This is a genomic window from Streptomyces sp. NPDC050263, assembly GCF_040655955.1.
Taxonomy (GTDB): Bacteria; Actinomycetota; Actinomycetes; order Streptomycetales; family Streptomycetaceae; genus Streptomyces.
In genome coordinates this window covers 1-20199 of record NZ_JBFAKW010000019.1, presented here as the reverse complement: position 1 = coordinate 20199, position 20199 = coordinate 1, and the positions used below count along the sequence as shown (strand labels likewise).

The following is a 20199-nucleotide window of genomic DNA, read 5'->3' as shown; positions in this document are numbered from 1 at the left end:
CTCAGCTCAGCCAGGCCTCATCAGCAGGCTGCCGCCGGCAGTGGAAGTGCCGGCGGCAGCCCCTGGCCCAGCGCACCCGGGCCAGGTTCATGGTGGCGGCGGCTAGTGCCGCGGCAGGCGCCTTTGAACACGTCCACCCGGCCTCCGGTGCTGTTCGCCACCACGAGGTCGCGTATCCCGTCGCCGTCGAGGTCGGCCGCCGTCGCGTCGTAGGCGCCGGTGGCGGACAGCTCGGTGAGTTCGGTCAGTCGGCCACCGGTCGCGCCCCGGAGGAGGGTGACCGAGTCGCCCCGCAGGGAGGAGACCATCAGGTCGTCGAAGCCGTCCCCGTCCAGATCGGCGGCGCCCACCGCGACCGGCAGCGCGGAGACGGCGTACGTGGTCGCCGCGCCGAAGGTGCCGTCGCCGTCGCCGAGCAGTACGTCCAGGGCGGTGGTCCCGTTGCTCACCGTGGCCAGGTCGAGGGCGCCGTCCCCGTCGAAGTCGCCCTCGGCGAGGGAGTAGAGGCGGGAGGTCGCCGGGTACGCGGTCGAGGCGCCGAGGGCGCCCGTGCCGTCGCCGAGCAGGACGCTCACCCCCGCGCGGCCGACGCTGGCCGTGGCCACGTCCGGCGAGCCGTCCCCGTCGAAGTCGCCGACGACGACACCGTGCGGCTGACTGCCGGTGGCGGTCTGGCCCCGGTCGTCGAAGGTGCCGTCGCCGCGCCCGAGCAGCACGCGCACCGTGCTCGGGCCCTGCTCGACGACCACCAGGTCGGGGCTGCCGTCGCCGTCGAGGTCACCGGTGGCCAGGGCGCGCGGCGACGCGCCGACGTCGATGGCCGAGGCGGCGCCGAACGTGCCGTCGCCCTCGTTCAGCAGCACGCTGACCTGGGCGCCGCCGAAGTCGGCGAGCGCCAGGTCGGGGCTGCCGTCGCCGTCGAAGTCGGCCACCACGCTCTGGTAGGGGCGGGTGCCGACCGCGTACGTCGTGCCCGTGGCGAAGGTCCCGTCGCCGTTGCCGAGCAGCACGGTCGCCGAGTCGGCGTCCAGGTTGGCGGCGACCACGTCCAGCACGCCGTCGCCGTCCAGGTCCGCGGTGACCACGTGACGGGTCTGCGCGGCGGCCGTCGCGGAGGCGGCCGACCGGTACGAGAGGGCGCCGGTGCAGGCGGCGCTCGCCCGCTGCGGACCGACGACTGCGGCGGCCGGCGCCGCGGCCAGGGCGCCCAGGAGGAGCAGGGCGGCCGTGGCGGCGAAGGCGACGCGGCGGCGTTCACGCGAGGGCACGAGGGTCATGGAAGGAGGACCTTCTGTCGACAGCGGTGGCGGGAACCTGTGCCAGAAGGTAGAGCAAGTGCTACCTACTGTCGACACCTAGCCATCGAATTGACAGGTGACCCTTAGATTCGGCCCGAGTGTCGACACTAGACATCGCTGTCATGCCGCCGCGTTACGTCAGCCCGGCCGCCCGCGCCCGTTCCACCGCCGGGCCGATGGCCGCCGCGACCGCCTCGACGTCGGACTCGGTGGAGGTGTGACCGAGAGAGAAGCGGAGGGTGCCGCGCGCCAGGTCCGGGTCGGTGCCGGTGGCGAGCAGGACATGGCTGGGCTGGGCGACCCCGGCGGTGCACGCGGAGCCGGTGGAGCACTCGATGCCCTGCGCGTCCAGGAGCAGCAGGAGCGAGTCGCCCTCGCAGCCGGGGAAGGTGAAGTGGGCGTTGGCCGGCAGCCGGTCCACGGGGTCGCCGCCGAGGATCGCGTCCGGGACGGCGGTGCGGACCGCGTCGATCAGGGTGTCGCGCAGGCTTCCGATCTCGCGGGCGAACCACTCGCGCTGCTCGGCGGCGAGGCGTCCGGCCACGGCGAAGGAGGCGATCGCGGGGACGTCGAGGGTGCCGGAGCGGACATGGCGCTCCTGGCCGCCGCCGTGCAGGACGGGCACGGGGGTGTACTCGCGGCCCAGCAGCAGGGCTCCGATGCCGTACGGGCCGCCGATCTTGTGGCCGGAGACGGTCATCGCGGCAAGGCCGGAGGCGGCGAAGTCGACGGGCACCTGCCCGAAGGCCTGGACCGCGTCGGCGTGCAGCGGGATGTCGAACTCCGCGGCCACATCGGCCAGTTCACGGACCGGCAGGACCGTGCCGATCTCGTTGTTCGCCCACATCACGGTGGCCAGGGCCACGTCGTGGGGGTCGCGGACGATCGCCTCGCGCAGCGCGTCCGGGTGGACCCGCCCGTAGGAGTCGACCGGGAGGTATTCGACGGTGGCGCCCTCGTGCTCGCCCAGCCAGTGCACGGCGTCGAGGACCGCGTGGTGCTCGACGGGGCTGGCCAGGACACGGGTGCGGGCCGGGTCGGCGTCGCGGCGGGACCAGTACAGGCCCTTGACCGCGAGGTTGTCGGCCTCGGTGCCGCCGGAGGTGATGACCACCTCGCTGGGGCGGGCGCCGAGCGCTTCCGCGAGGGTCTCACGTGCTTCCTCGACCGTGCGGCGGGCCTGTCGGCCGGCGGCGTGGAGCGAGGAGGCGTTGCCGGTGATGCTCAACTGCGCGGTGAGTGCCTCGACCGCCTCGGGGAGCATCGGCGTGGTCGCGGCGTGGTCGAGGTATGCCATGGTGGCAACGATTCTACGGGGGCTGTACAGAAGCCCTCGCTGCCAGGTCGCCCCTGGGTCGCCCCTGGGTCGCGGCCGGGTCGTGCGCCGCGCGTCTCAGAAGTTCCAGGAGATCGTGGAGTCCGCCTGCATGAACGCCACCAGGACCAGCAGATCGGCGACGCCGAGGGCGAGGCCGAGGTAGGCGCGGCCACGACGGGCCGTGCCGCGCCACAGGGCGACTGCCGCGAGGACGATGGCGATCGGGCCGAGGAACAGGTTGAGCACGAGCAGGCCCAGCAGCCCCAGGATGAAGGACGCGACGGCCATGCCGTCCGCGTCCCGGACGCCGGTGGCGCGGGTGGGTGTGGGGGTGGGGGTGGGATTGGCCGGTGCGGTGAGTTGCACGGTGGTTCAGCTCCTGTCGGTCGAGGGAACGGTGAGTGGGCGGTCCCGGGGGATCGGCGAGTGGGCGGTCCCGGGGGATCGGCGAGTGGGCGGTCAGTGGGCCGAGGTCCGACGGCGGCCGTGGCGCTCACGGAGCGCGAAGATGCCGAGCCAGGCGGCGATCACGGTGGCGGCGACGAGGGTGAAGGCGAACGGCGCGTGGGCCACGGCGCCCATCACGACACCGAACAGCAGCAGCGCGGCGACGAGGAACAGCATGGGACGAAACCCCCTCCGGACGGCTCTTCGGCCGCCTCTCGTTACATTTCGGTGAACAGTTGTGGTTACAGTTGTTCACTGACTCTTGAGTCTAGCGCGCCGCACGGCTTTTCAATTACGGAGAACAGTTGTTAACTGGATGACATGAGTCACACCCTCGGCATCCGGCAGGCCCAGAAGCAGAAGACCCGGCAGGCGCTCCTGGACGCGGCGTTGGGACTGCTGGAGGAGCAGAGTCTGAGCTCCCTGGGCCTGCGCGAGGTCACCCGGGCCGTCGGCGTCGCCCCCACCGCCTTCTACCGGCACTTCCGCTCGACGGCGGATCTGGGCGTGGCCCTCGTCGAGGAGGCGCTGGGCAGCCTGCACCCGATGATCCGGACCACCGTGGCCACCGCCGACTCCAGCGAGGAACGCATCACCCGGGCCGTCGAGCTGATAGACGGTCACGTGAGCGCCTCCCCCGCGCATGTCCGCTTCATCGCCCGGGAGCGGCACGGCGGGGTCCAGCCGGTGCGGGAGGCGATCCGGGACCAACTGGGCCGGTTCGCCGACGAGGTGCAGACCGAGCTGGCCAAGGACGCCGAGGCCGAGGGCTGGAGCGAGGACGACCTGTCGATGCTCTCGCACCTCTACGTCGATCAGATGCTCAGCACGGCCTCGCTGTTCCTGGAGGCGCTGGAGGCCTCGCCGGAGGAGCGGGAGCGGATCCGCCGGCGCGCCACCCGCCAGATGCGGCTCATCAGCATCGGCCGCCACCACTGGCTGAACTGACACCGGCCGAGCTGACACCGGCGGGACCGACGGCCCGTAGGACACGCCGGACGCGGCAGCGCGCAGGGGCGGCGCGCCCGTTGCCGAGCGCGCCGCCCCTGTCGTCGAACCGCCGCGGGCCGCCCCGCCGGTCGGTCAGCCCTGCTGCTGGGCCTGCTGCCCCTGACCGGCCCCCTGGCCGCCGCCGGGGCCACCGCCACAGCCGCCGCCGGGGCCGCCCTGACCGCCGCCGGGGCCACCGCTCGGCGCGCCCGACGGGACGCCGGTCGGCATGCCGGTCGGCGCGCCGGTCGGCTGCCCCGAGGCCGCGGCGCCGGTCGGCGCGCCCGAGGGGGCGCCGCTGGGAGCTCCGCTCGGCGCACCGCTGGGCATCCCCGAGGCGTTGCCGGTCGGCGGCGAGCAGGACTGCCGGCTCGTCGTGCCGCTGTTCGAGGAGGACGAGTCACCGGAGCCGCAGGCGACCAGGGCGAGGGGCGAGAGCGCCAGCAGCGCCACCGCGGGGACGAGACGGACGGGCATCAGCGCACGCTTCATGAGAGACAGCTCCATGGAAGATGAGGGGGACCTGAGGCCGCGAACTCAACCAACAGCGCTTAGGGCTTCCTTGAGCCTCCTCTGTCCGCTGCCTGTCAATCAGGTAAAGCCCCCCTCAACAAACCTCGCCGACCTGGGAGTTCACCCCTGATACCCGGTCAGTGCGCTGGTACAGCTCCGTGACAGAAGACCGCGGGCGGACAGCGGACGGACGCCGGACAGGGCCCGCCATACGGGTCGGCCTCGCCGCCGCCGACGGCGGTCGCCGAGTTTTCCGGGAAGTCTCCGAGGAGCACCAGCCGAGAGCAGAGAGAGGCTCCGCCATGACCGATCCACGCCCCCTGTACACCCGGGCCACCGCGCAGGCGGCCGAGCTCATCGGGACCGTACGGCCCGAGCTGTTGACCGGCCCCACGCCGTGTGCCGAGTACGACGTCCGCACGCTGCTCAGCCATATCGTCGGCGGCTCCGTGCGGATCGCGGTGGTCGGGGAGGGCGGCGACGGGCTCGCCGTACGGATGTTCGTGGACGGCGTCGAGGACGACGGCTGGCCGCAGGCGTACGACGAGATCAGGAACCGGGTGCTGAAGGCCTGGGCGAGCGACGAGCGGATGGCCGGGCCGGTGCGGGTGCCGTGGGGCGACATCCCGGGCCGGGACGCGCTGTCCGCGTACGTCATGGAGATCGTGGCGCACACCTGGGATCTCTCCGAGGGGCTCGGCCGGCCGCTGCGGCTCGACCCGGAGCTGGCCGAGTTCTCGCTGGCCGCCGCGCGCACGGCGCTGCCCGACGGCCCGCGCGACGGACGTCCTTTCGAGCCGGCCCGCCCGGTGCCCGAAGGGGCCGACGCCTACGCGGAGTTGGCGGCCTGGCTCGGCCGGGAGCCGCTCAGCCGAGCCTGACCCGCGCGAGCTGCCGCGACTGCGCGACGAGACGGTCCGCGCTGTCCCAGACCTCGGCGTCCTCCTCCAGGAAGCCGCCGGCGAGGTTGCGGGTGGTGATGGAGACGCGCAGCGGGCCCGGGGCCGGACGGCAGCGGACGTGGACCGTCAGCTCGACCGTGGGGACCCAGCCGCGCAGACCGATCTCGAAGGCGGTGGGCGGCAGGGCGTCCACCGCGAGGAGCAGGGAGAGCGGGTCGGGGTCGCGGCCGTCCTTCAGGCCGAACCAGGCCCGCATCTCGCCCTTGCCGGAGGGCTGTCCGAGTGCCCAGCCGAGGGTCGACGGGTCGAGCTTGAGCATCAGGCGGTCGGCGATGGCGGAGCTGCCGTCGACCGGCGCCGGTCCGTCCTCGGGGCCGAAGCACTGGTCCATGGGCGGGATCGCGGGCGGCACGGCCGTGGTGCGGACGTCGTCCGGCAGGGCGTCCAGGTCGCCGTAGGAGGCGAGGACTCGGATCCGCTCGACCTCGGCGCCGTGCTCGTCGTACTGGAAGAGCGAGGCCTGGCCGGTCGACAGGGTGCGGCCGGTGCGGACGACGTCCGTGCGGACGACCGCGGGGCCGGGCTGCGAGGCCGTGAGGTAGTGCGCCGAGACCGTGAACGGGTCGCGGTGCGGCAGGGCGTCCGCGAGCGCGCGGCCGAGGACGGCGAGGAGGTAGCCGCCGTTGACGGCGCTGATGATCGTCCAGCCGGCCGAGAGGTCGAGGTCGTAGACGCCCGGCTCGCGCCGGGTGAGCGCGGTGTCGCGGTCGAACTCGCTGTCGCCGATGCGCGCGCACGCGATAGCTGCTTCTGGCATGTCTGAACGCTACAACAAGAAACTACTAAGCGGTAGCTTTGCCTCAGGGCCCCCGGGTGAAGCGCTCGCAATTTCTTGGTAAGTGCCCGATGTCGTCCGAAACCTCGACGCCCGGTTTCCCCTCTGCAAAGACATGAGCCTCACCGGGACTCCGTTCCTCTACACCCTGATCGCGCTGTCCGTCGTCGCCGTCGCGCTACCGCTGCTGGCGTGGTCGCGGCTGCGCGGGCCGCGGATCCTGCGCGCCGCGGCCCGGGTACTGATGCTGATGTTCGCGCAGGGCACGGCCATCGCGCTGGTCTTCGTCATGGTCAACAACGCCAACAACCTCTACGACACCTGGGACGACCTGCTGGGCACCGGCACCCATGTGCAGCAGGCCGCCGACCTGGGCGCCGACGGAACCGGCGGGATCGCGCTGGACCGGCTGCCCAAGGTCATCCAGAAGTTCACACAGGTCGAGGGGTCCGCCATGCAGGCGGCCGGCGGCGTCCGCGTCACCCAGCTCAAGGGCCGCGTCTCCGGCGTGAACGCCGAGGTCTACGTCTGGCTGCCGCCGCAGTACGACGAGCCCGCCTACGCGCACCGCGCCTTCCCCGTCGTGGAGCTGCTGCCGGGCTACCCGGGCTCCGCGAAGTCCTGGTACTCGACGCTGCATGTGCACGAGCAGCTGGCCCCGCTGATGCGCGAGGGCAAGGTCGCGCCGTTCATCCTGGTCGCGCCGCGCACCAACCTGCTGCCCGGCATCGACACCGGCTGCGCCAATGTGCCGGGCACCGTGAACGCCGACAGCTGGCTCAGCATCGACGTGCCGAACATGGTCAAGGACAACTTCCGGGCCCAGCCCGCGCCCAGGGGCTGGGCGGTCGCCGGGTACTCGGCGGGCGCGCACTGCGCGGCCAAGCTCGCCGTCGCCCACCCCGACCGCTACCGGGCGGCCGTGAGCCTGTCCGGGTACAGCGACCCGATGGACCAGCCCAACTCCCTCGCCGCACAGGACCCGGCGCTGCGCCGGGCCAACAACCCCTACCTGCTGCTGCGCAAGGCCGCCGTCCCGCCGCCCGTGGCCCTCTACCTCTCCGGCCAGCCGCACGACGGCTACGAGGCCGCCCTGGCCCTGCGGCAGGAGGCGAAGGCACCGACGACCGTGCACGTCGTCTTCATCCCGAGCAGCGCGGGCGGTCACGTCATGGCGTTGTGGCGGCCGCAGGTGGTGCCGGCGTTCAGCTGGCTGACGACACAGCTGGACGAGCAGCGGTTCACCGACGCCGGGGACGGCAAGGGGAAGGCGACTACTCCTCGCGAACCGTCGAGCGGCGGTTCCAAGCGCGCGGCGCTCGCCAGTGGAACCGCATCGCGAGCAGCCGCAGCACGAAAGCCGTGATCGCGGCCAGCCCGCCGGCCAGCGGGGTGAGCAGGTCGTAGCGGATGCTGAGCGCCACCATGGTGGCGCCGACCATCGCCGGGACCGCGTAGAGATCGCGGTCCCAGCGCAGCAGCGAGGGCACCTCGTTGGCCAGCACATCGCGCAGCACACCGCCGCCGACGCCGGTCGCGACGCCCAGGGCGGCCGACGCGGTCAGGCCGAGGCCGTGGTCGTACGCCTTGATGGTCCCCGTGACGCAGAACAGGCCGAGGCCGGCCGCGTCGAAGACGTTGACGCCCGCCTGGATCCGCTCCACCTGCGGGTGCAGGAAGACGACGAGCAGGGCGGCGAGGAGGGGGGTGAGGAAGTACCCCAGGTCCGTGAAGGCGGCCGGCGGCACCGCCCCGATGACCAGGTCGCGGAACACCCCGCCGCCCAGCGCCGTGACCTCGGCGAGCATGGCTATGCCGAACACGTCGAAGTTCTTGCGGACGGCCAGCAGCGCGCCGGAGATGGCGAACACGAAGATGCCGGCCAGGTCGAGCGTGTGCTGGACGGAGGAGCTGAAGATCTGCTGAAGCACCTTCACATTGTCACCCAGCACTGAGCCCCCGCCTTACAATGTAAGGCGGGGGCTCAGTGTTACTTACATCTCCTTGGCCGGAGCGTCATCACCGGAGGCCTCGGGAGCCTCGGAAGCCGCTTCGGCCTCCGTGGCGGCCTCGGGGGTTTCGGAGGCCTCGGGGGTTTCGGAGGCCTCGGGGGTTTCGGAGGCCTCCGCCGCAGCCTCCGCGGCCTGCGCCGCCTCCGCCGCGACCTCCGCCGCCACGGCCGCCGACGTCTCCGCCGACTCCGCGAGCACCTCGTCGGCCACCAGCTCCGCCGCCTCCTTCGCGGCGGTCAGCAGGACGGTGTCCTGCGGGGCCTGGTCCGCGAAGTTCTCCGGGTGGTGGCAGGCCACCTGCTGGCCGGGCCGCAGCTCGACGAGCGCCGGCTCCTTGGTCGTGCAGATCTGCGTCGCCTTCCAGCACCGGGTGTGGAAGCGGCAGCCGCTCGGCGGGGAGATCGGCGAGGGCACGTCGCCCTTGAGCAGGATCCGCTCGCTCTTGGCGTGCTTGCGCCGCGGGTCCGGGATCGGCACCGCCGACATCAGCGCCTTGGTGTACGGGTGCATCGGCGACTTGTAGAGCAGGTCGCGGTCGGCCAGCTCGACGATCTTGCCGAGGTACATCACGGCGATGCGGTCCGAGACGTGCCGGACCACCGAGAGGTCGTGCGCGATGATCACGTACGTGAGGCCGAGCTCCTGCTGGAGGTCGTCGAGCAGGTTCACGACCTGGGCCTGGATCGACACGTCCAGGGCCGAGACCGGCTCGTCCGCCACGACCAGCTTCGGGTTCAGCGCGAGCGCGCGGGCGATGCCGATGCGCTGGCGCTGACCGCCGGAGAACTCGTGCGGGTAGCGGTTGTAGTGCTCGGGGTTGAGCCCCACGACCGACAGCAGTCGCTGCACTTCCTTCTTGATGCCGCCCTCGGGCTCGACGCCCTGGAGCTTGAAGGGAGCGCCGACGATCGTGCCGATGGTGTGGCGCGGGTTCAGCGACGAGTACGGGTCCTGGAAGATCATCTGCACGTCACGGCGCAGCGGGCGCATGCCGCTCACACCGAGGTGCGTGATGTCCTTGCCCTGGAACTCGACCTTGCCGCCGGTCGGCTCCAGCAGCCGGGTGATCAGCCGGCCCATGGTGGACTTGCCGCAGCCGGACTCCCCCACGACGCCGAGCGTCTCACCGGAGCGCACCTCGAAGTCGATGCCGTCGACCGCGTGCACCGCCCCGACCTGCCGCTGGAGCAGGCCCTTCTTGATCGGGAAGTGCTTCTTCAGCCCGGTGACCTTCAGCAGGACCTCGCCGGGGGCGGCGTCCTTGGTGAGGGTCGCGCCCTGCTCGTTCGGGGCGTCGGCCTGCGCGGGAATCTTCACCGCTTTCTCGTCGTCACTCACAGCTTCGGCGCAATCTCTTCGGTCCAGATACGCTCCCGCTGCTCCTTGCCCAGGTGGCAGGCGGCCCAGTGCCGGCTGCCGACCTCGGCCAGCTCGGGCCGGACGGTGCGGGTGACGTTGTCCTTCGGGAGGTCCGCGTACGGGCAGCGCGGGTTGAAGGCGCAGCCGGACGGGATGTTGATCAGCGAGGGCGGGGAGCCCTTGACCGGGATCAGCCGCTCCTGCTGGTCGCGGTCGAGGCGCGGCATCGAGCCGAGCAGCCCCCAGGTGTAGGGGTGTCGGGGCTCGTAGAACACGTCCTCGGCCGGGCCCCGCTCGACGCAGCGGCCGCCGTACATCACCAGGATGTCGTCGGCGAGTTCGGCGACGACGCCCAGGTCGTGGGTGATGACGATGACCGCGGAGCCGAACTCCTTCTGCAGGTCGCGGATGAGGTCGAGGATCTGCGCCTGGACGGTCACGTCCAGGGCGGTCGTCGGCTCGTCGGCGATCAGCAGCTCGGGGTTGTTGACCAACGACATCGCGATCATCGCGCGCTGGCGCATACCGCCGGAGAACTCGTGCGGGTAGCTGTCCACCCGCTTGTCCGGCTGCGGGATGCCCACCCGGTCGAGCATCTCGACCGCACGGCGCTTGGCGGTCTTCTTGTCGACGTCGTGGTGGATCCGGTACGCCTCCACGATCTGCTGGCCGATCGTGTAGTACGGGTGCAGCGCGGACAGCGGATCCTGGAAGATCATCGCCATCTCGCGGCCGCGCAGCTTGCGCACGTGGTCCGGGTCGGCGGACAGCAGCTCGGTGCCGTCCAGCCAGATCTCGCCGGAGATCTGGGCCTTGCGCTTGCCGTACTGGCCGGCGGTGTGCAGGCCCATGATGCCGAGCGAGGTCACCGACTTGCCGGAGCCGGACTCGCCGACGATGCCGAGCGTCTTGCCCTTCTCCAACTGGAAGCTGAGCCCGTCGACGGACTTGACCAGGCCGTCGTCGGTCGGGAAGTGCACCTTGAGGTCGCGCACTTCGAGGAAGGCGGTCGGCGCGGGCGAGGCGGGGGTGGGCTCGCCCACGGCCGCTCCGCTCTTGCTGAGTTCGGTCACGTGAGCCTCACTCGGGGGTCGATCACGGCGTAGAGGATGTCCACCACGAGGTTGGCGACGAGCACCGCGAGAGAAGTGATCAGGGTGACGCCCAGGATGATGGGCAGGTCCTGGTTCTTGATGGCGTTGAGCACGGCCTGGCCGAGACCGGGCAGGTTGAACGCCGTCTCGGTCAGGATCGCACCGCCGATGAGGGCGCCGAGGTCCATGCCGAGCATGGTCAGCAGCGGCGTCATCGTGGAGCGCATGGCGTGCTTGCCGATGACGGTGCGCTCCTTGAGGCCCTTGGCGCGGGCGGTGCGGATGTAGTCCTCGCCGAGGATCTCCAGCATGGTGGCCCGGGTGATGCGCGCGTACATCGCCGCGTACAGGAACGCGAGGGTGATCCACGGCAGGATCATCCCGCCGAACCAGCCGGTGAAGCTCTCGTCGAGTGGCACGAACTGCCCGTCGAACAGATCCAGTCCGTAGACGAAGATCGACAGGGCGACCATGCCGGTGAAGTAGATCGGCAGGGAGACGCCGGAGAGCGCGACGACCATCGCGCCGCGGTCCCACAGGCTGCCGCGCTTGAGCGCGGAGAGCACGCCCGCCGAGACGCCGAGGATCAGCCACAGCACGGCGGCGCCGAGCGCGAGGGCCAGGGTCACCGGGAAGCGGTCGGTCAGCACAGGCCAGACGGCCTGCTCACTGCGGAAGGAGTAGCCGAAGCACGGGGCGGCGCAGTGGATGGAATCGCCGCCGCCCGTGTAGGTGCGACCGGCGAAGATGCCCTTGAAGAACTCCCAGACCTGGGCGTAGATCGGGTCGCCCAGGCCCAGCTTCTCACGCACGCCCTCGACGGCGGCAGGGTCGGCCTGCTTGCCCACGAAGCTCAAGGCGATGTCGACGCCGGCCCACTTGGGGATGAGGAAGAAGATGCCGAAGACCACCATGACGATGACCACGAGCATCACTGCGGCGGCCAGCAACCGCCTGATGAGGTAAGCGAGCACAGCTCTCGGCCCGCCGCGGACCGCGGGCCACCTGCGATCTCCCCCACTGTCTTGAGGACGTGGGAGGGACCCCCAGATGACCCGCGATCACGCCGCGCCGGCCTTCACCTGCCTTTCGTGCCGTTCGGCGGGTGTGCCGGGTTTACTTCTTCGGGTTCTTCAGACCGAGGTTGACGAAGTCGTACTGACCGCTGTAGCCGTCGGTCGTGTAGACGTTCGCCAGGTTGTCCGAGCGCCAGTTGATGAACCGCTCGAAGACGAAGGGCAGGTAGTACGCGCCCTCCATCACCTTGTGGTTGATCTCCGTGGAGATCTTGGTCTTGCCGGCGTCGTCCAGCGTGGTGACGTACGAGTCGAACAGACCGTCGATCGTCTTGTCCTTGATGAGCGCGTAGTTGTTGTTACCGCTCGCCGAGATGTACTTGCTGTCCCACAGCGGGAGACCGAAGCCCTGGATGGTCGGGAAGTCCGGACCCCAGCCCATGATGATGATGCCGTAGCCCTTCTTCTGCACGTTCGAGGGGCTGCCGATGATGCCGGCGGTCTGCGAGCCGTCGTACTGGTCGATCTCGGCGGTGATGCCGACCTTCTTCAGCGACGCCTGGAGGGACTGGGCGGTGGCCACCTCGACCGGCTTGTTGTTGCGGACCGCGATGGTGGTCTTGAAGCCGTTCGGCTGACCGCAGGCCTTCAGGGCCTCCTTGGCCTTGGCCTCGTTGCCGTTCTTGTTGGCTCCGGCGACCTCGTACGGGTCGTACTTCTGGCCCTCGGCGCCCGGGACGGACGGCGGCAGCATGTTGGTGCCGATGTCGCCACCGGCGACCGGGCCGCCGCGGGCGGTCTGCAGCGACACGTGGTCGGCGCCGTAGATCACGGCCTTGCGGCACTCGATGTTGTCGAACGGCTTCACGCTCTGCGGGAAGACCGCGTAACGGACGTAGCCGGAGACCGGGTTGTCCAGGTTGGCCTTGTGCTCCTTCAGGGCGGTGGTGCGGCCCTGCGGCGACATGCCGGTCTGGTTCAGGTCGAGGTCCAGGTCACCGCTGAGCAGACGCTGGTCCAGCTGGTTGGCGTCCGAGAAGAACTGGATGGTGATCTCGTCCGGGTAGGCCTTGCGGATCGGGTCCGAGGCCTGCTTCCAGTTGGTGTTGCGGACCAGCTTGAGGTCCTTGCCCGGGCTGTACGAGGCGAACTTGTACGGGCCCGAGGAGAACGGCTTCAGGCCGTACTTGGACTTGGTGTCCATGTCCTGGCGGACCGGGGAGGCCGAGATCAGGCCCAGCATCTCCTCGAAGTCCGAGTTGGCCTGCGGGAGCTTGAAGACGATGGTCTTGTCGTTCGGCGTCTCGATGGCCTTCAGACCGAGCTTGTCGGCGGAGGTGTCCTTGTAGGGGCCCTTGTACGTGCCCGTGGGGTCGAGGACGTCCTTCAGGTACGTCGGACCGCCGGACAGCACGTCCTGCGCCCACACGCGCTCGATGCCGTACTTCACGTCCTTGGACGTGATCGGCTTGCCGTCCTCCCACGTGATGCCGTCACGCAGGGTGTACGTGTAGGTCTTGCCGTCGTCGGTGACCTTCGCGAGACCGGTGGCGAGGTCCGGGGTGAGCTCGGCGCCCGCCGCGCCCGGCTCGGTCTTGTTCGTGACGAGCTGACGGCTGTAGTAGCGGGCGAAGTTCCACATCATGCCGTAGTAGCCGCGCGTGGTGTCCCACGAGTCGGCGTCCTGTGCGGCACCGAACTTCAGCGTGCCGCCCTTCGTGGCGGCGGAAGCCTGGGCGACCTTGTTGTTCGCGGCGTCGAAGCCGGCGGCGCCGGTGGTCGAGCCCTTGTCGTCGTCGCTTCCGCCACCGCCGCACGCCGCCGTGGTCAGCAGCGCGGCGACCGCGGCGGCAGCGGCAAATGCCTGCTTCCGCCGCCCTGAGGTGCGTTGGGTAGTCACGATCTCGGATCCTCCGGATTAGATGAGAGACCCCGTGTGAAGGCCACGGGACGGTTGGGGTGCCGTGTTCGGCGGTTTCGCTGTTCAGCGGTACTGCGGTTTCGCTGTTCTGCGGTTCAAGCGGTTCAGCGGTTCGCGGTTCAGAGCAGTTCGCGGTTCGGCAGTTCGCTGTTCAGCGGGAGGCCTTCGGGTCCAGCGCGTCCCGGACGCCGTCGCCGAAGAGATTGAAGGCCAGCACGGTGATGAAGATCGCCACACCCGGGACCACCATGTACATGGGGTCCGACTCGTAGTAGTCGATCGCGCTCGAGAGCATCTGTCCCCACGAGGCGGTGGGCGGCTTGACGCCGACGCCCAGGAAGCTGAGCGCCGCCTCGGTGAGGATGTTGGTGGGGATCATCATCGTCGTGTACACGACGATCGGGGCGACCAGGTTGGGCAGCAGTTCCTTGAACAGGATGTACAGCCGACCGGCGCCCAGCGATCGGGCGGCCTCGACGTACTCGCGCTCACGCAGCGAGAGCGTCTGGCCGCGCACCACGCGTCCGATGTAGGGCCAGCCGAAGAATCCGATGACCAGGATCATCACGAAGACACGCACGCTCGAGCCGGTGAGGCCCAGCATGTCGCTCGGCATGACGGAGACCAGCGCGATGATGAACAGCAGCTGCGGGAAGGCGAGCAGGCCGTCCATGATCCGGCTGATCAGGGAGTCCACCCAGCCGCCGAAGAATCCGGCGAGAATGCCCAGCACCGTTCCGAGGACCACGGCGACCACGGCCGACAGGAAGCCGACCAGCAGGGAGATCCGGGCGCCGTAGAGGATGCGCGCGAAGATGTCCCGGCCGTTGATCGGCTCGACGCCGAGCAGGTGCTCGCCGCTGAGGCCGCCCAGGGAGCCCGTGGGGGTGCCGAAGAGCGGGTCGATGAGGTTCTCGTGGTACTCGTTCGGGTCCTGCCCGAGGATCCCCGTGATGACCGGCGCGAACAGCGCGATCACGACGAGGAAGAGCACCACGATGCCGCCCGTGAGGGCGAGTTTGTCCCGCTTGAGGCGTTCCCAGGCGATCCGGCCCAGGGAACGGCCCTGAACGGCCTTGGCGCCGCTGGTGGCGACCGCCGCTTCCTCGGCCGCGCTCGGAGCCGCTTCCGCGGTCGGCTCGTGCAATGGTGCCGTCATCTGGCAGGGACCCCTCTCAACCGGCGGTAGCCGGCCCGCACTTGCCGCTGTAGCGGCGTGATCAGTCCGTAATACGCAGGGGATAAGTCCCCTGGAGCGGGAGTCTTCAACGCTTTGGCGATCTGTTGCCAGACTTGGCAGTGAAAGGATGCGTAAACGTGATGCGGGTAGATGGGTTCCGTTATCCGGACGGCGGGTAACGCCCCTCGGACGCTGACTTATTTGGGCAGATCGGACAAGAACGGGATCAATCGCCGCTATCTACGCGCGAAGACGTCCGAGTCCTCCCTCGCGGCGGACCCACAACAGGATCACAACAAACACACAACAGAACGGCGGCAGGACTCTCGGCGGACTCTCGGCAGGAACGGTGGCGGAAAATCAGTAGCGTCCTGAAGGCGGATAGCCGTATCCGCCCGCGGGCGCCGGGGCCGACGCGGGAGCGGGAGCGTGGGCCTCACGGTCGTAGAACGGCCGGGCGTTGGCGCGCATCCACATCACGACGGGGTCGTACTCGTCGGTCATGGCGACCGTCGACACCGGCAGTCCGTCCGGCACCGCGCCGATGGACTGCTGCATCATGGCCCGGACGGCGTCCACGGCCGACGGCGAGGAGTCGTACACGTCCAGCCCGACGGCCAGATAGGGCGCGCCCAGCGCCGGCTGCACCCACGCCCGGCGCAGCGCGCGGACCGCCGGGGTCCGGTGGGCGTTCTGCGCGAGCAGGGCGTAGAACTGCGGGATCTCGATGGCGGGCTCGGACAGCCGCAGCGGGCCGGCGGGCTGGCGCTCCAGCCCGGTGGCGATACGGCGCAGATCCAGCCACGGGATGCCGACGCCGCCGCCGGGGCCGTGCGGGTTCAGCCAGAGACCGTAGTGGTCGGGATAGAGCGTGCGGGCCACGTCGATTCCGTCGACCACCTCGTACGACCGGTTCCAGCCACTGGCGCTGAGCTCCTGGGCGGAGGTCACGCAGGGGGCGTAACCGTGGCCGTCCACCTCCATGTTCCCGTACTGGGCGTCCGGGGAGCCGGCCTGGCCGTGCCACAACAGCATCCAGACCTGGCCGGAGGACGGGGTCGCGAGCGCGCGCAGGAGGGCCTCGTAGGCGTCGTAGCGCCCGGGCGTGACCTGGCGCAGCATGTGCTCGACCGAGCCGGTCGCGGCAGTGCCAGCGCTCACTTTTTATCGCCCCTTCGAGAAAATGCCCCGCGTTGGGGTCCAGCTTAAGCGCCCAAGAGCTCAGGGCCTGTGGTGCGTTGGCGGGTGCGGGTCGCGGGTGGTCGATCGCGCCCCTGTGCGGGCCTGTCTAGCGTTGGTAGAAGGGGCGGACCCGTTCCCTCATCCAGTCGGCCACCGGGTCCTGGGCCACGTCCAGCAGGACGAGGTTGACCGGCCAGGGGGCCGCGGTCTCGGTGAGCGCCCTGCTCAGCGCCTCCAGGGGCAGGGCGCGCAGGTCGACCTCCCACTGGGACTCCTCGGGGGACCCGGCGAGTTCGACGCCGACGAACATCACCGGTTCCGCCGTCTCGACGGCGGCCAGGCAGCGGCGGGCCGTGCGGATCGCGCCCGTGGCCTCGAACTCCGCGGAGGCCGCGGCCAGGAAGTCGATCGGGTCGTCCTGCCAGTCGGGCTCGTAGAGGCGGACCCGGCCGCCGCTGGTGGGACCGTCCAGCGGGGTGCGGCCCGCCCGGCACAGCTCGGCCACGGCCGGCGGCGGCAGCGGGATGCCGACCAGGCCCTCGGGGTTGACCATGATGCCCACCTGCGGGGGCAGTCCCCGGGCGAACTCCACGGCCGGCGCGATCGTGAACGACATGTGCGAGCCGACGACCTGGCGGAACTGCTCCTCGGAGCTGAAGACCGGCACGTACACCTGGCCGTCCAGCTCCAGTGTGGGCAGGTCGAGGGGGCCGCTGCCGGGGCCGCCGCCACCGGGGAGCGGCACCCAGACGAAGCTGCGCCCGAGCACCTCCACGACCCGGGAGCCGGCTCCGGGCACGCCGAGGGAGGCGGAGAGCACCTCCTCCAGCTCGTTGCCGGGCCATCCGCCGTGCGGATGGGGGTGTGCCTGCGCCGGAAAGTCCGTCGGGAAGTCCGCCGGGGGGAAATCCATCTGCCTACCGCCTGCTGAGAACCGCTCACTGTGCTGTGGCTGAAAGGCTAGAGCCTGTGCGGCGCATCACGCCACAGACGGCCGCCGGACGCCTCAGCCCGTGAAGGCGATGCGCCTGAGTACGTTCGCGGCGGGGCGGTCCAGGAGGACCGCCGAGGCGCAGCCTTCGGGGAGGCTGCCCTTCTCCACCGAACGCAGGAGTCGGGCGGCGGCGCGGCGGTGGCGCAGGAACGCGTACCGCGAGACGCCCCGGCCGCGCTCGCGCTGGCCCTCCAGGGCCTGGTCCGCGCCGACGTCCAGCAGAATCAGATGGAGGGTGCCCCCACGGCGGCGGGCCTCGCGGGCCAGCCAGTCGCGGACCCAGGCCTGCGTACCGCAGTCGTGCACGACGACGCCCTGGCCGCCGCGCAGGGCTCGACGCAGGCCGGCGTAGTGGGCGAGGCGGACGAGCGGGCGGTAGAGGGCGTAGGGCAGGAAGCGGGGCGCGCGGGCGTCCCACCGGTCGCGGGTGTCCTGGGAGTCGATGCGGGCGCCTTTGACCGCCCGCTTCATGAGCGTGGACTTGCCGCTGCCGGGCAGCCCGGTGACCACGACCAGGTCACGGGGGCCGAAGAGCAGACCGTGCGGGCTGCGGCCGGCCCGCTCGCGCAGGTCGCGGACGACGGGCGCGGGCTGCGAGCCGCACGCCTCCCGGGCCCGGGTGCCGGGCTGCGCGGGCAGCGCGAGCCCCGAAGCGGTCGCGAATGCCGTGGTCCTCGCCGTTGTCGTCGTCCTGTTCACCGTGATCGTCCTCCCCTGGGGTCAGGTAGTCCTCATCCCCATCGAGCGTAAAGAGAAGGTAATGCGTGGTGTCTCGCGTTTTCGTGCGCGTACCGACACAAGCCGGTTACAGATGCGGCCTGCCGCGACCGGGGCGGGCCGTGCGATGATGGCCGCGCCAACTGCATACCGGCCGTTTGAATCCGCGCGGGAGAGTCCCCAGCAGCAGGTCCGCCTGTCGTTGCGCTGGGGCGCCGAAGGAGCAAGTCCCTCCCTTGAATCTCTCAGGCCCCGTTACCGCGCGGGCGAGGCACATCTGAAAAGCGGGCCGCCGTTTCCGGTGGCCCCACCCAAGGTGCAAGTCAGGACCACCGTTTCGCGGGGTCGTGACGAACCTCTCAGGTTCCGATGACAGATGGGGAGGAACGACCTCGCCGTCATGCCTTGGGAGACAACCGTCCGATGAGCAGCTCCGCACCCCGTCACACCGCGCTCGACGCCCTGCATCGCTCGCTCGGCGCGACGATGACCGACTTCGCAGGCTGGGACATGCCCCTGCGCTACGGCTCCGAACGCGACGAGCACCAGGCCGTCCGCACCCGGGCCGGCCTCTTCGACCTCTCGCACATGGGCGAGATCACGGTGACCGGGCCGGAGGCGGTCGAGTTCCTGAACTACGCCCTCGTCGGCAACCTTGCGGCCGTGGGGGTGGGCCGGGCCCGCTACACCATGATCTGCGTCCAGAACGGCGGCATCCTCGACGACCTCATCGTGTACCGGCTGGCCGATGCCGAGTACATGATCGTCTCCAACGCTTCCAACGCCCAGAACGTGCTCAACGAACTGAGCAACCTCGCGGAGGAGTTCGAGGTCGAGGTCCGCGACGACCGTGACGCCTACGCGCTGATCGCCGTGCAGGGGCCCGAGTCCCCCGGCATCCTCAAGGCGGTCACCGACGCGGACCTCGACGGTCTGAAGTACTACGCGGGCCTGCCCGGCACGGTCGCCGGGGTCCCGGCCCTCATCGCCCGCACCGGGTACACCGGTGAGGACGGCTTCGAGCTGTTCGTGAAGCCGGACCACGCGGTCGAGCTCTGGCAGGCTCTGACCAAGGCGGGCGAGGGCGTCGGCCTGGTCCCCTGCGGTCTGTCGTGCCGCGACACGCTGCGCCTGGAGGCGGGCATGCCGCTGTACGGGCACGAGCTGAGCACCTCCCGCACCCCCTTCGACGCCGGTCTCGGCCGGGTGGTGAAGTTCGAGAAGGAGGGTGACTTCGTGGGGCGCGCCGCGCTCGAGGAGGCCGCCTCCCGTGCCGAGCAGAACCCTCCGCGGGTCCTCGTCGGCCTGATCGCCGAGGGCCGCCGCGTCCCGCGCGCCGGGTACGCCGTGGTCGCCGACGGCCGGGTGATCGGCGAGGTCACCTCCGGCGCCCCCTCCCCCACGCTGGGCAAGCCGATCGCGATGGCCTACGTCGACGCCGCCCACGCGGCGCCGGGCACCGCCGGGGTCGGCGTGGACATCCGGGGCAGCCACGAGCCGTACGAGGTCGTGGCGCTGCCGTTCTACAAGCGCCGGAAATAGACACTGGGCGCGGTGCCCGGTCCCTGTGCGTGACGCTGCGCACATTCCCGCTGGTCACGCACGCCTTCAGCAGTCCCCCATTCATCAGCACTCCCTCGCGTACAGGAGAATTCAGGCCATGAGCAACCCCCAGCAGCTGCGCTACAGCAAGGAGCACGAGTGGCTGTCGGGCGCCGAGGACGGCGTCTCGACGGTCGGCATCACGGAGCACGCGGCCAACGCGCTCGGCGACGTGGTGTTCGTCCAGCTCCCGGAGGTCGGTGACACGGTGACCGCGGGCGAGACCTGCGGCGAGCTGGAGTCGACCAAGTCGGTCAGCGAGCTGTACGCGCCGGTGACCGGTGAGATCACCGAGATCAACCAGGACGTCGTCGACGACCCGGCGCTGGTGAACTCCGCCCCCTTCGAGGGCGGATGGCTGTTCAAGGTACGCGTCACGGGCGAGCCGGACGACCTGCTGACCGCCGACGAGTACATCTCCTACACCGCCGGCTGAGGACCACCCCGATGACTGTTCTGAACACGCCCCTGCACGAGCTCGACCCGGAGATCGCCGCCGCGGTCGACGCCGAGCTGAACCGCCAGCAGTCCACCCTCGAGATGATCGCCTCGGAGAACTTCGCTCCGCTCGCGGTGATGGAGGCGCAGGGCTCGGTCCTGACCAACAAGTACGCCGAGGGCTACCCGGGCCGCCGCTACTACGGCGGCTGCGAGCACGTCGACGTGGCCGAGCAGATCGCCATCGACCGGATCAAGGAGCTGTTCGGCGCGGAGTACGCCAACGTCCAGCCCCACTCCGGCGCCTCCGCCAACCAGGCCGCCCTCTTCGCGCTGGCCCAGCCCGGCGACACGATCCTCGGCCTGGACCTCGCCCACGGC

General features: G+C 70.5%; 20 protein-coding genes, 1 pseudogene and 1 riboswitch. Of the genes and pseudogenes, 6 read left to right on the top strand and 15 right to left on the bottom strand.

What is annotated here, in order from left to right:
* Nucleotides 1-20: 20 nt before the first annotated feature.
* The 4 genes from AB0J04_RS11780 to AB0J04_RS11765 all read right to left on the bottom strand — a co-directional run bounded on the left by AB0J04_RS11780 (nt 21) and on the right by AB0J04_RS11765 (nt 3240).
* Nucleotides 21-1277, bottom strand: a complete 1257-nt coding sequence (locus AB0J04_RS11780; RefSeq protein ID WP_363168201.1) for a VCBS repeat-containing protein — start codon at nt 1275-1277, stop codon at nt 21-23.
* Nucleotides 1278-1431: 154 nt separating this feature from the next.
* A complete protein-coding gene (locus AB0J04_RS11775; protein WP_363168200.1) occupies nt 1432-2595 on the bottom strand; it encodes a cysteine desulfurase family protein in 1164 nt (387 codons plus the stop codon).
* Between the two features lie 96 nt (nt 2596-2691).
* On the bottom strand, nt 2692-2904 hold the full coding sequence (locus AB0J04_RS11770; RefSeq protein ID WP_363168268.1) for a DUF4190 domain-containing protein: 213 nt from the start codon (nt 2902-2904) through the stop codon (nt 2692-2694).
* A 171-nt stretch (nt 2905-3075) separates the two neighbouring features.
* The gene (locus tag AB0J04_RS11765; protein ID WP_363168199.1) at nt 3076-3240 is read right to left on the bottom strand and encodes a hypothetical protein; all 165 of its coding nucleotides are present in this window, start codon (nt 3238-3240) and stop codon (nt 3076-3078) included.
* 144 nt (nt 3241-3384) lie between these two features.
* Between AB0J04_RS11765 and AB0J04_RS11760 the strand changes: the two genes are divergently transcribed.
* Complete coding sequence (locus AB0J04_RS11760; protein WP_363168198.1) at nt 3385-4011, top strand: TetR family transcriptional regulator; 627 nt, start codon at nt 3385-3387, stop codon at nt 4009-4011.
* A gap of 135 nt (nt 4012-4146) precedes the next feature.
* Here AB0J04_RS11760 and AB0J04_RS11755 read toward each other — a convergent pair whose 3' ends face one another.
* Nucleotides 4147-4545, bottom strand: a complete 399-nt coding sequence (locus AB0J04_RS11755) for a hypothetical protein (RefSeq protein WP_363168197.1) — start codon at nt 4543-4545, stop codon at nt 4147-4149.
* A 323-nt stretch (nt 4546-4868) separates the two neighbouring features.
* Here AB0J04_RS11755 and AB0J04_RS11750 point away from each other — a divergent pair, with 323 nt between their 5' ends.
* Nucleotides 4869-5447, top strand: coding sequence for a TIGR03086 family metal-binding protein (locus AB0J04_RS11750; RefSeq protein ID WP_363168196.1), 579 nt, complete (start codon nt 4869-4871; stop codon nt 5445-5447).
* On the opposite strand, the gene AB0J04_RS11745 is transcribed toward AB0J04_RS11750, so the two are convergent.
* On the bottom strand, nt 5434-6285 hold the full coding sequence (locus AB0J04_RS11745; RefSeq protein WP_363168195.1) for a thioesterase family protein: 852 nt from the start codon (nt 6283-6285) through the stop codon (nt 5434-5436). The genes AB0J04_RS11750 and AB0J04_RS11745 overlap by 14 nt on opposite strands.
* Nucleotides 6286-6418: 133 nt before the next feature.
* Between AB0J04_RS11745 and AB0J04_RS11740 the strand changes: the two genes are divergently transcribed.
* Entirely contained in the window at nt 6419-7669 is a 1251-nt protein-coding gene (locus AB0J04_RS11740; RefSeq protein ID WP_363168194.1) for an alpha/beta hydrolase-fold protein, read from the top strand.
* Here AB0J04_RS11740 and AB0J04_RS11735 read toward each other — a convergent pair.
* From AB0J04_RS11735 to AB0J04_RS11695, 9 genes are all read right to left on the bottom strand, one after another.
* A complete protein-coding gene (locus AB0J04_RS11735) occupies nt 7578-8234 on the bottom strand; it encodes a trimeric intracellular cation channel family protein (RefSeq protein WP_363168193.1) in 657 nt (218 codons plus the stop codon). The genes AB0J04_RS11740 and AB0J04_RS11735 overlap by 92 nt on opposite strands.
* 63 nt (nt 8235-8297) lie before the next feature.
* On the bottom strand, nt 8298-9653 hold the full coding sequence (locus tag AB0J04_RS11730) for a dipeptide ABC transporter ATP-binding protein (protein ID WP_363168192.1): 1356 nt from the start codon (nt 9651-9653) through the stop codon (nt 8298-8300).
* Nucleotides 9650-10747 (bottom strand): ABC transporter ATP-binding protein, encoded by a 1098-nt coding sequence (locus AB0J04_RS11725; RefSeq protein ID WP_363168191.1) that lies wholly within the window; start codon nt 10745-10747, stop codon nt 9650-9652. Before AB0J04_RS11725 ends, AB0J04_RS11730 begins: the two co-directional genes overlap by 4 nt.
* Nucleotides 10744-11742 (bottom strand): ABC transporter permease, encoded by a 999-nt coding sequence (locus AB0J04_RS11720; protein WP_363168190.1) that lies wholly within the window; start codon nt 11740-11742, stop codon nt 10744-10746. Before AB0J04_RS11720 ends, AB0J04_RS11725 begins: the two co-directional genes overlap by 4 nt.
* A 142-nt stretch (nt 11743-11884) precedes the next feature.
* Nucleotides 11885-13684 carry an ABC transporter substrate-binding protein gene (locus tag AB0J04_RS11715; RefSeq protein WP_363168189.1) on the bottom strand — a complete coding sequence of 600 codons (1800 nt, stop codon included), beginning with the start codon at nt 13682-13684 and terminating at the stop codon, nt 11885-11887.
* 172 nt (nt 13685-13856) lie between these two features.
* Nucleotides 13857-14864 (bottom strand): ABC transporter permease, encoded by a 1008-nt coding sequence (locus AB0J04_RS11710; RefSeq protein WP_363168188.1) that lies wholly within the window; start codon nt 14862-14864, stop codon nt 13857-13859.
* Between the two features lie 381 nt (nt 14865-15245).
* Nucleotides 15246-16007: an enhanced serine sensitivity protein SseB C-terminal domain-containing protein gene (locus AB0J04_RS11705; protein WP_363168267.1), complete on the bottom strand. Its 762-nt coding sequence runs from the start codon at nt 16005-16007 to the stop codon at nt 15246-15248.
* Between the two features lie 166 nt (nt 16008-16173).
* A complete protein-coding gene (locus AB0J04_RS11700) occupies nt 16174-16980 on the bottom strand; it encodes an enhanced serine sensitivity protein SseB (protein WP_363168187.1) in 807 nt (268 codons plus the stop codon).
* Nucleotides 16981-17073: 93 nt separating this feature from the next.
* The gene (locus AB0J04_RS11695) at nt 17074-17760 is read right to left on the bottom strand and encodes an AAA family ATPase (protein ID WP_363168186.1); all 687 of its coding nucleotides are present in this window, start codon (nt 17758-17760) and stop codon (nt 17074-17076) included.
* A gap of 177 nt (nt 17761-17937) precedes the next feature.
* Nucleotides 17938-18049, top strand: a riboswitch (glycine riboswitch).
* A gap of 152 nt (nt 18050-18201) precedes the next feature.
* On the opposite strand from AB0J04_RS11695, the gene gcvT reads away from it, so the two are divergent.
* The 3 genes and pseudogenes from gcvT to AB0J04_RS11680 all read left to right on the top strand — a co-directional run.
* Nucleotides 18202-19320: a glycine cleavage system aminomethyltransferase GcvT gene (gcvT, locus tag AB0J04_RS11690; RefSeq protein ID WP_363168185.1), complete on the top strand. Its 1119-nt coding sequence runs from the start codon at nt 18202-18204 to the stop codon at nt 19318-19320.
* 118 nt (nt 19321-19438) lie between these two features.
* A complete protein-coding gene (gcvH, locus tag AB0J04_RS11685; protein ID WP_363168184.1) occupies nt 19439-19816 on the top strand; it encodes a glycine cleavage system protein GcvH in 378 nt (125 codons plus the stop codon).
* Between the two features lie 11 nt (nt 19817-19827).
* Nucleotides 19828-20199 (top strand): annotated as a pseudogene (locus AB0J04_RS11680) (serine hydroxymethyltransferase); the annotation flags it as partial.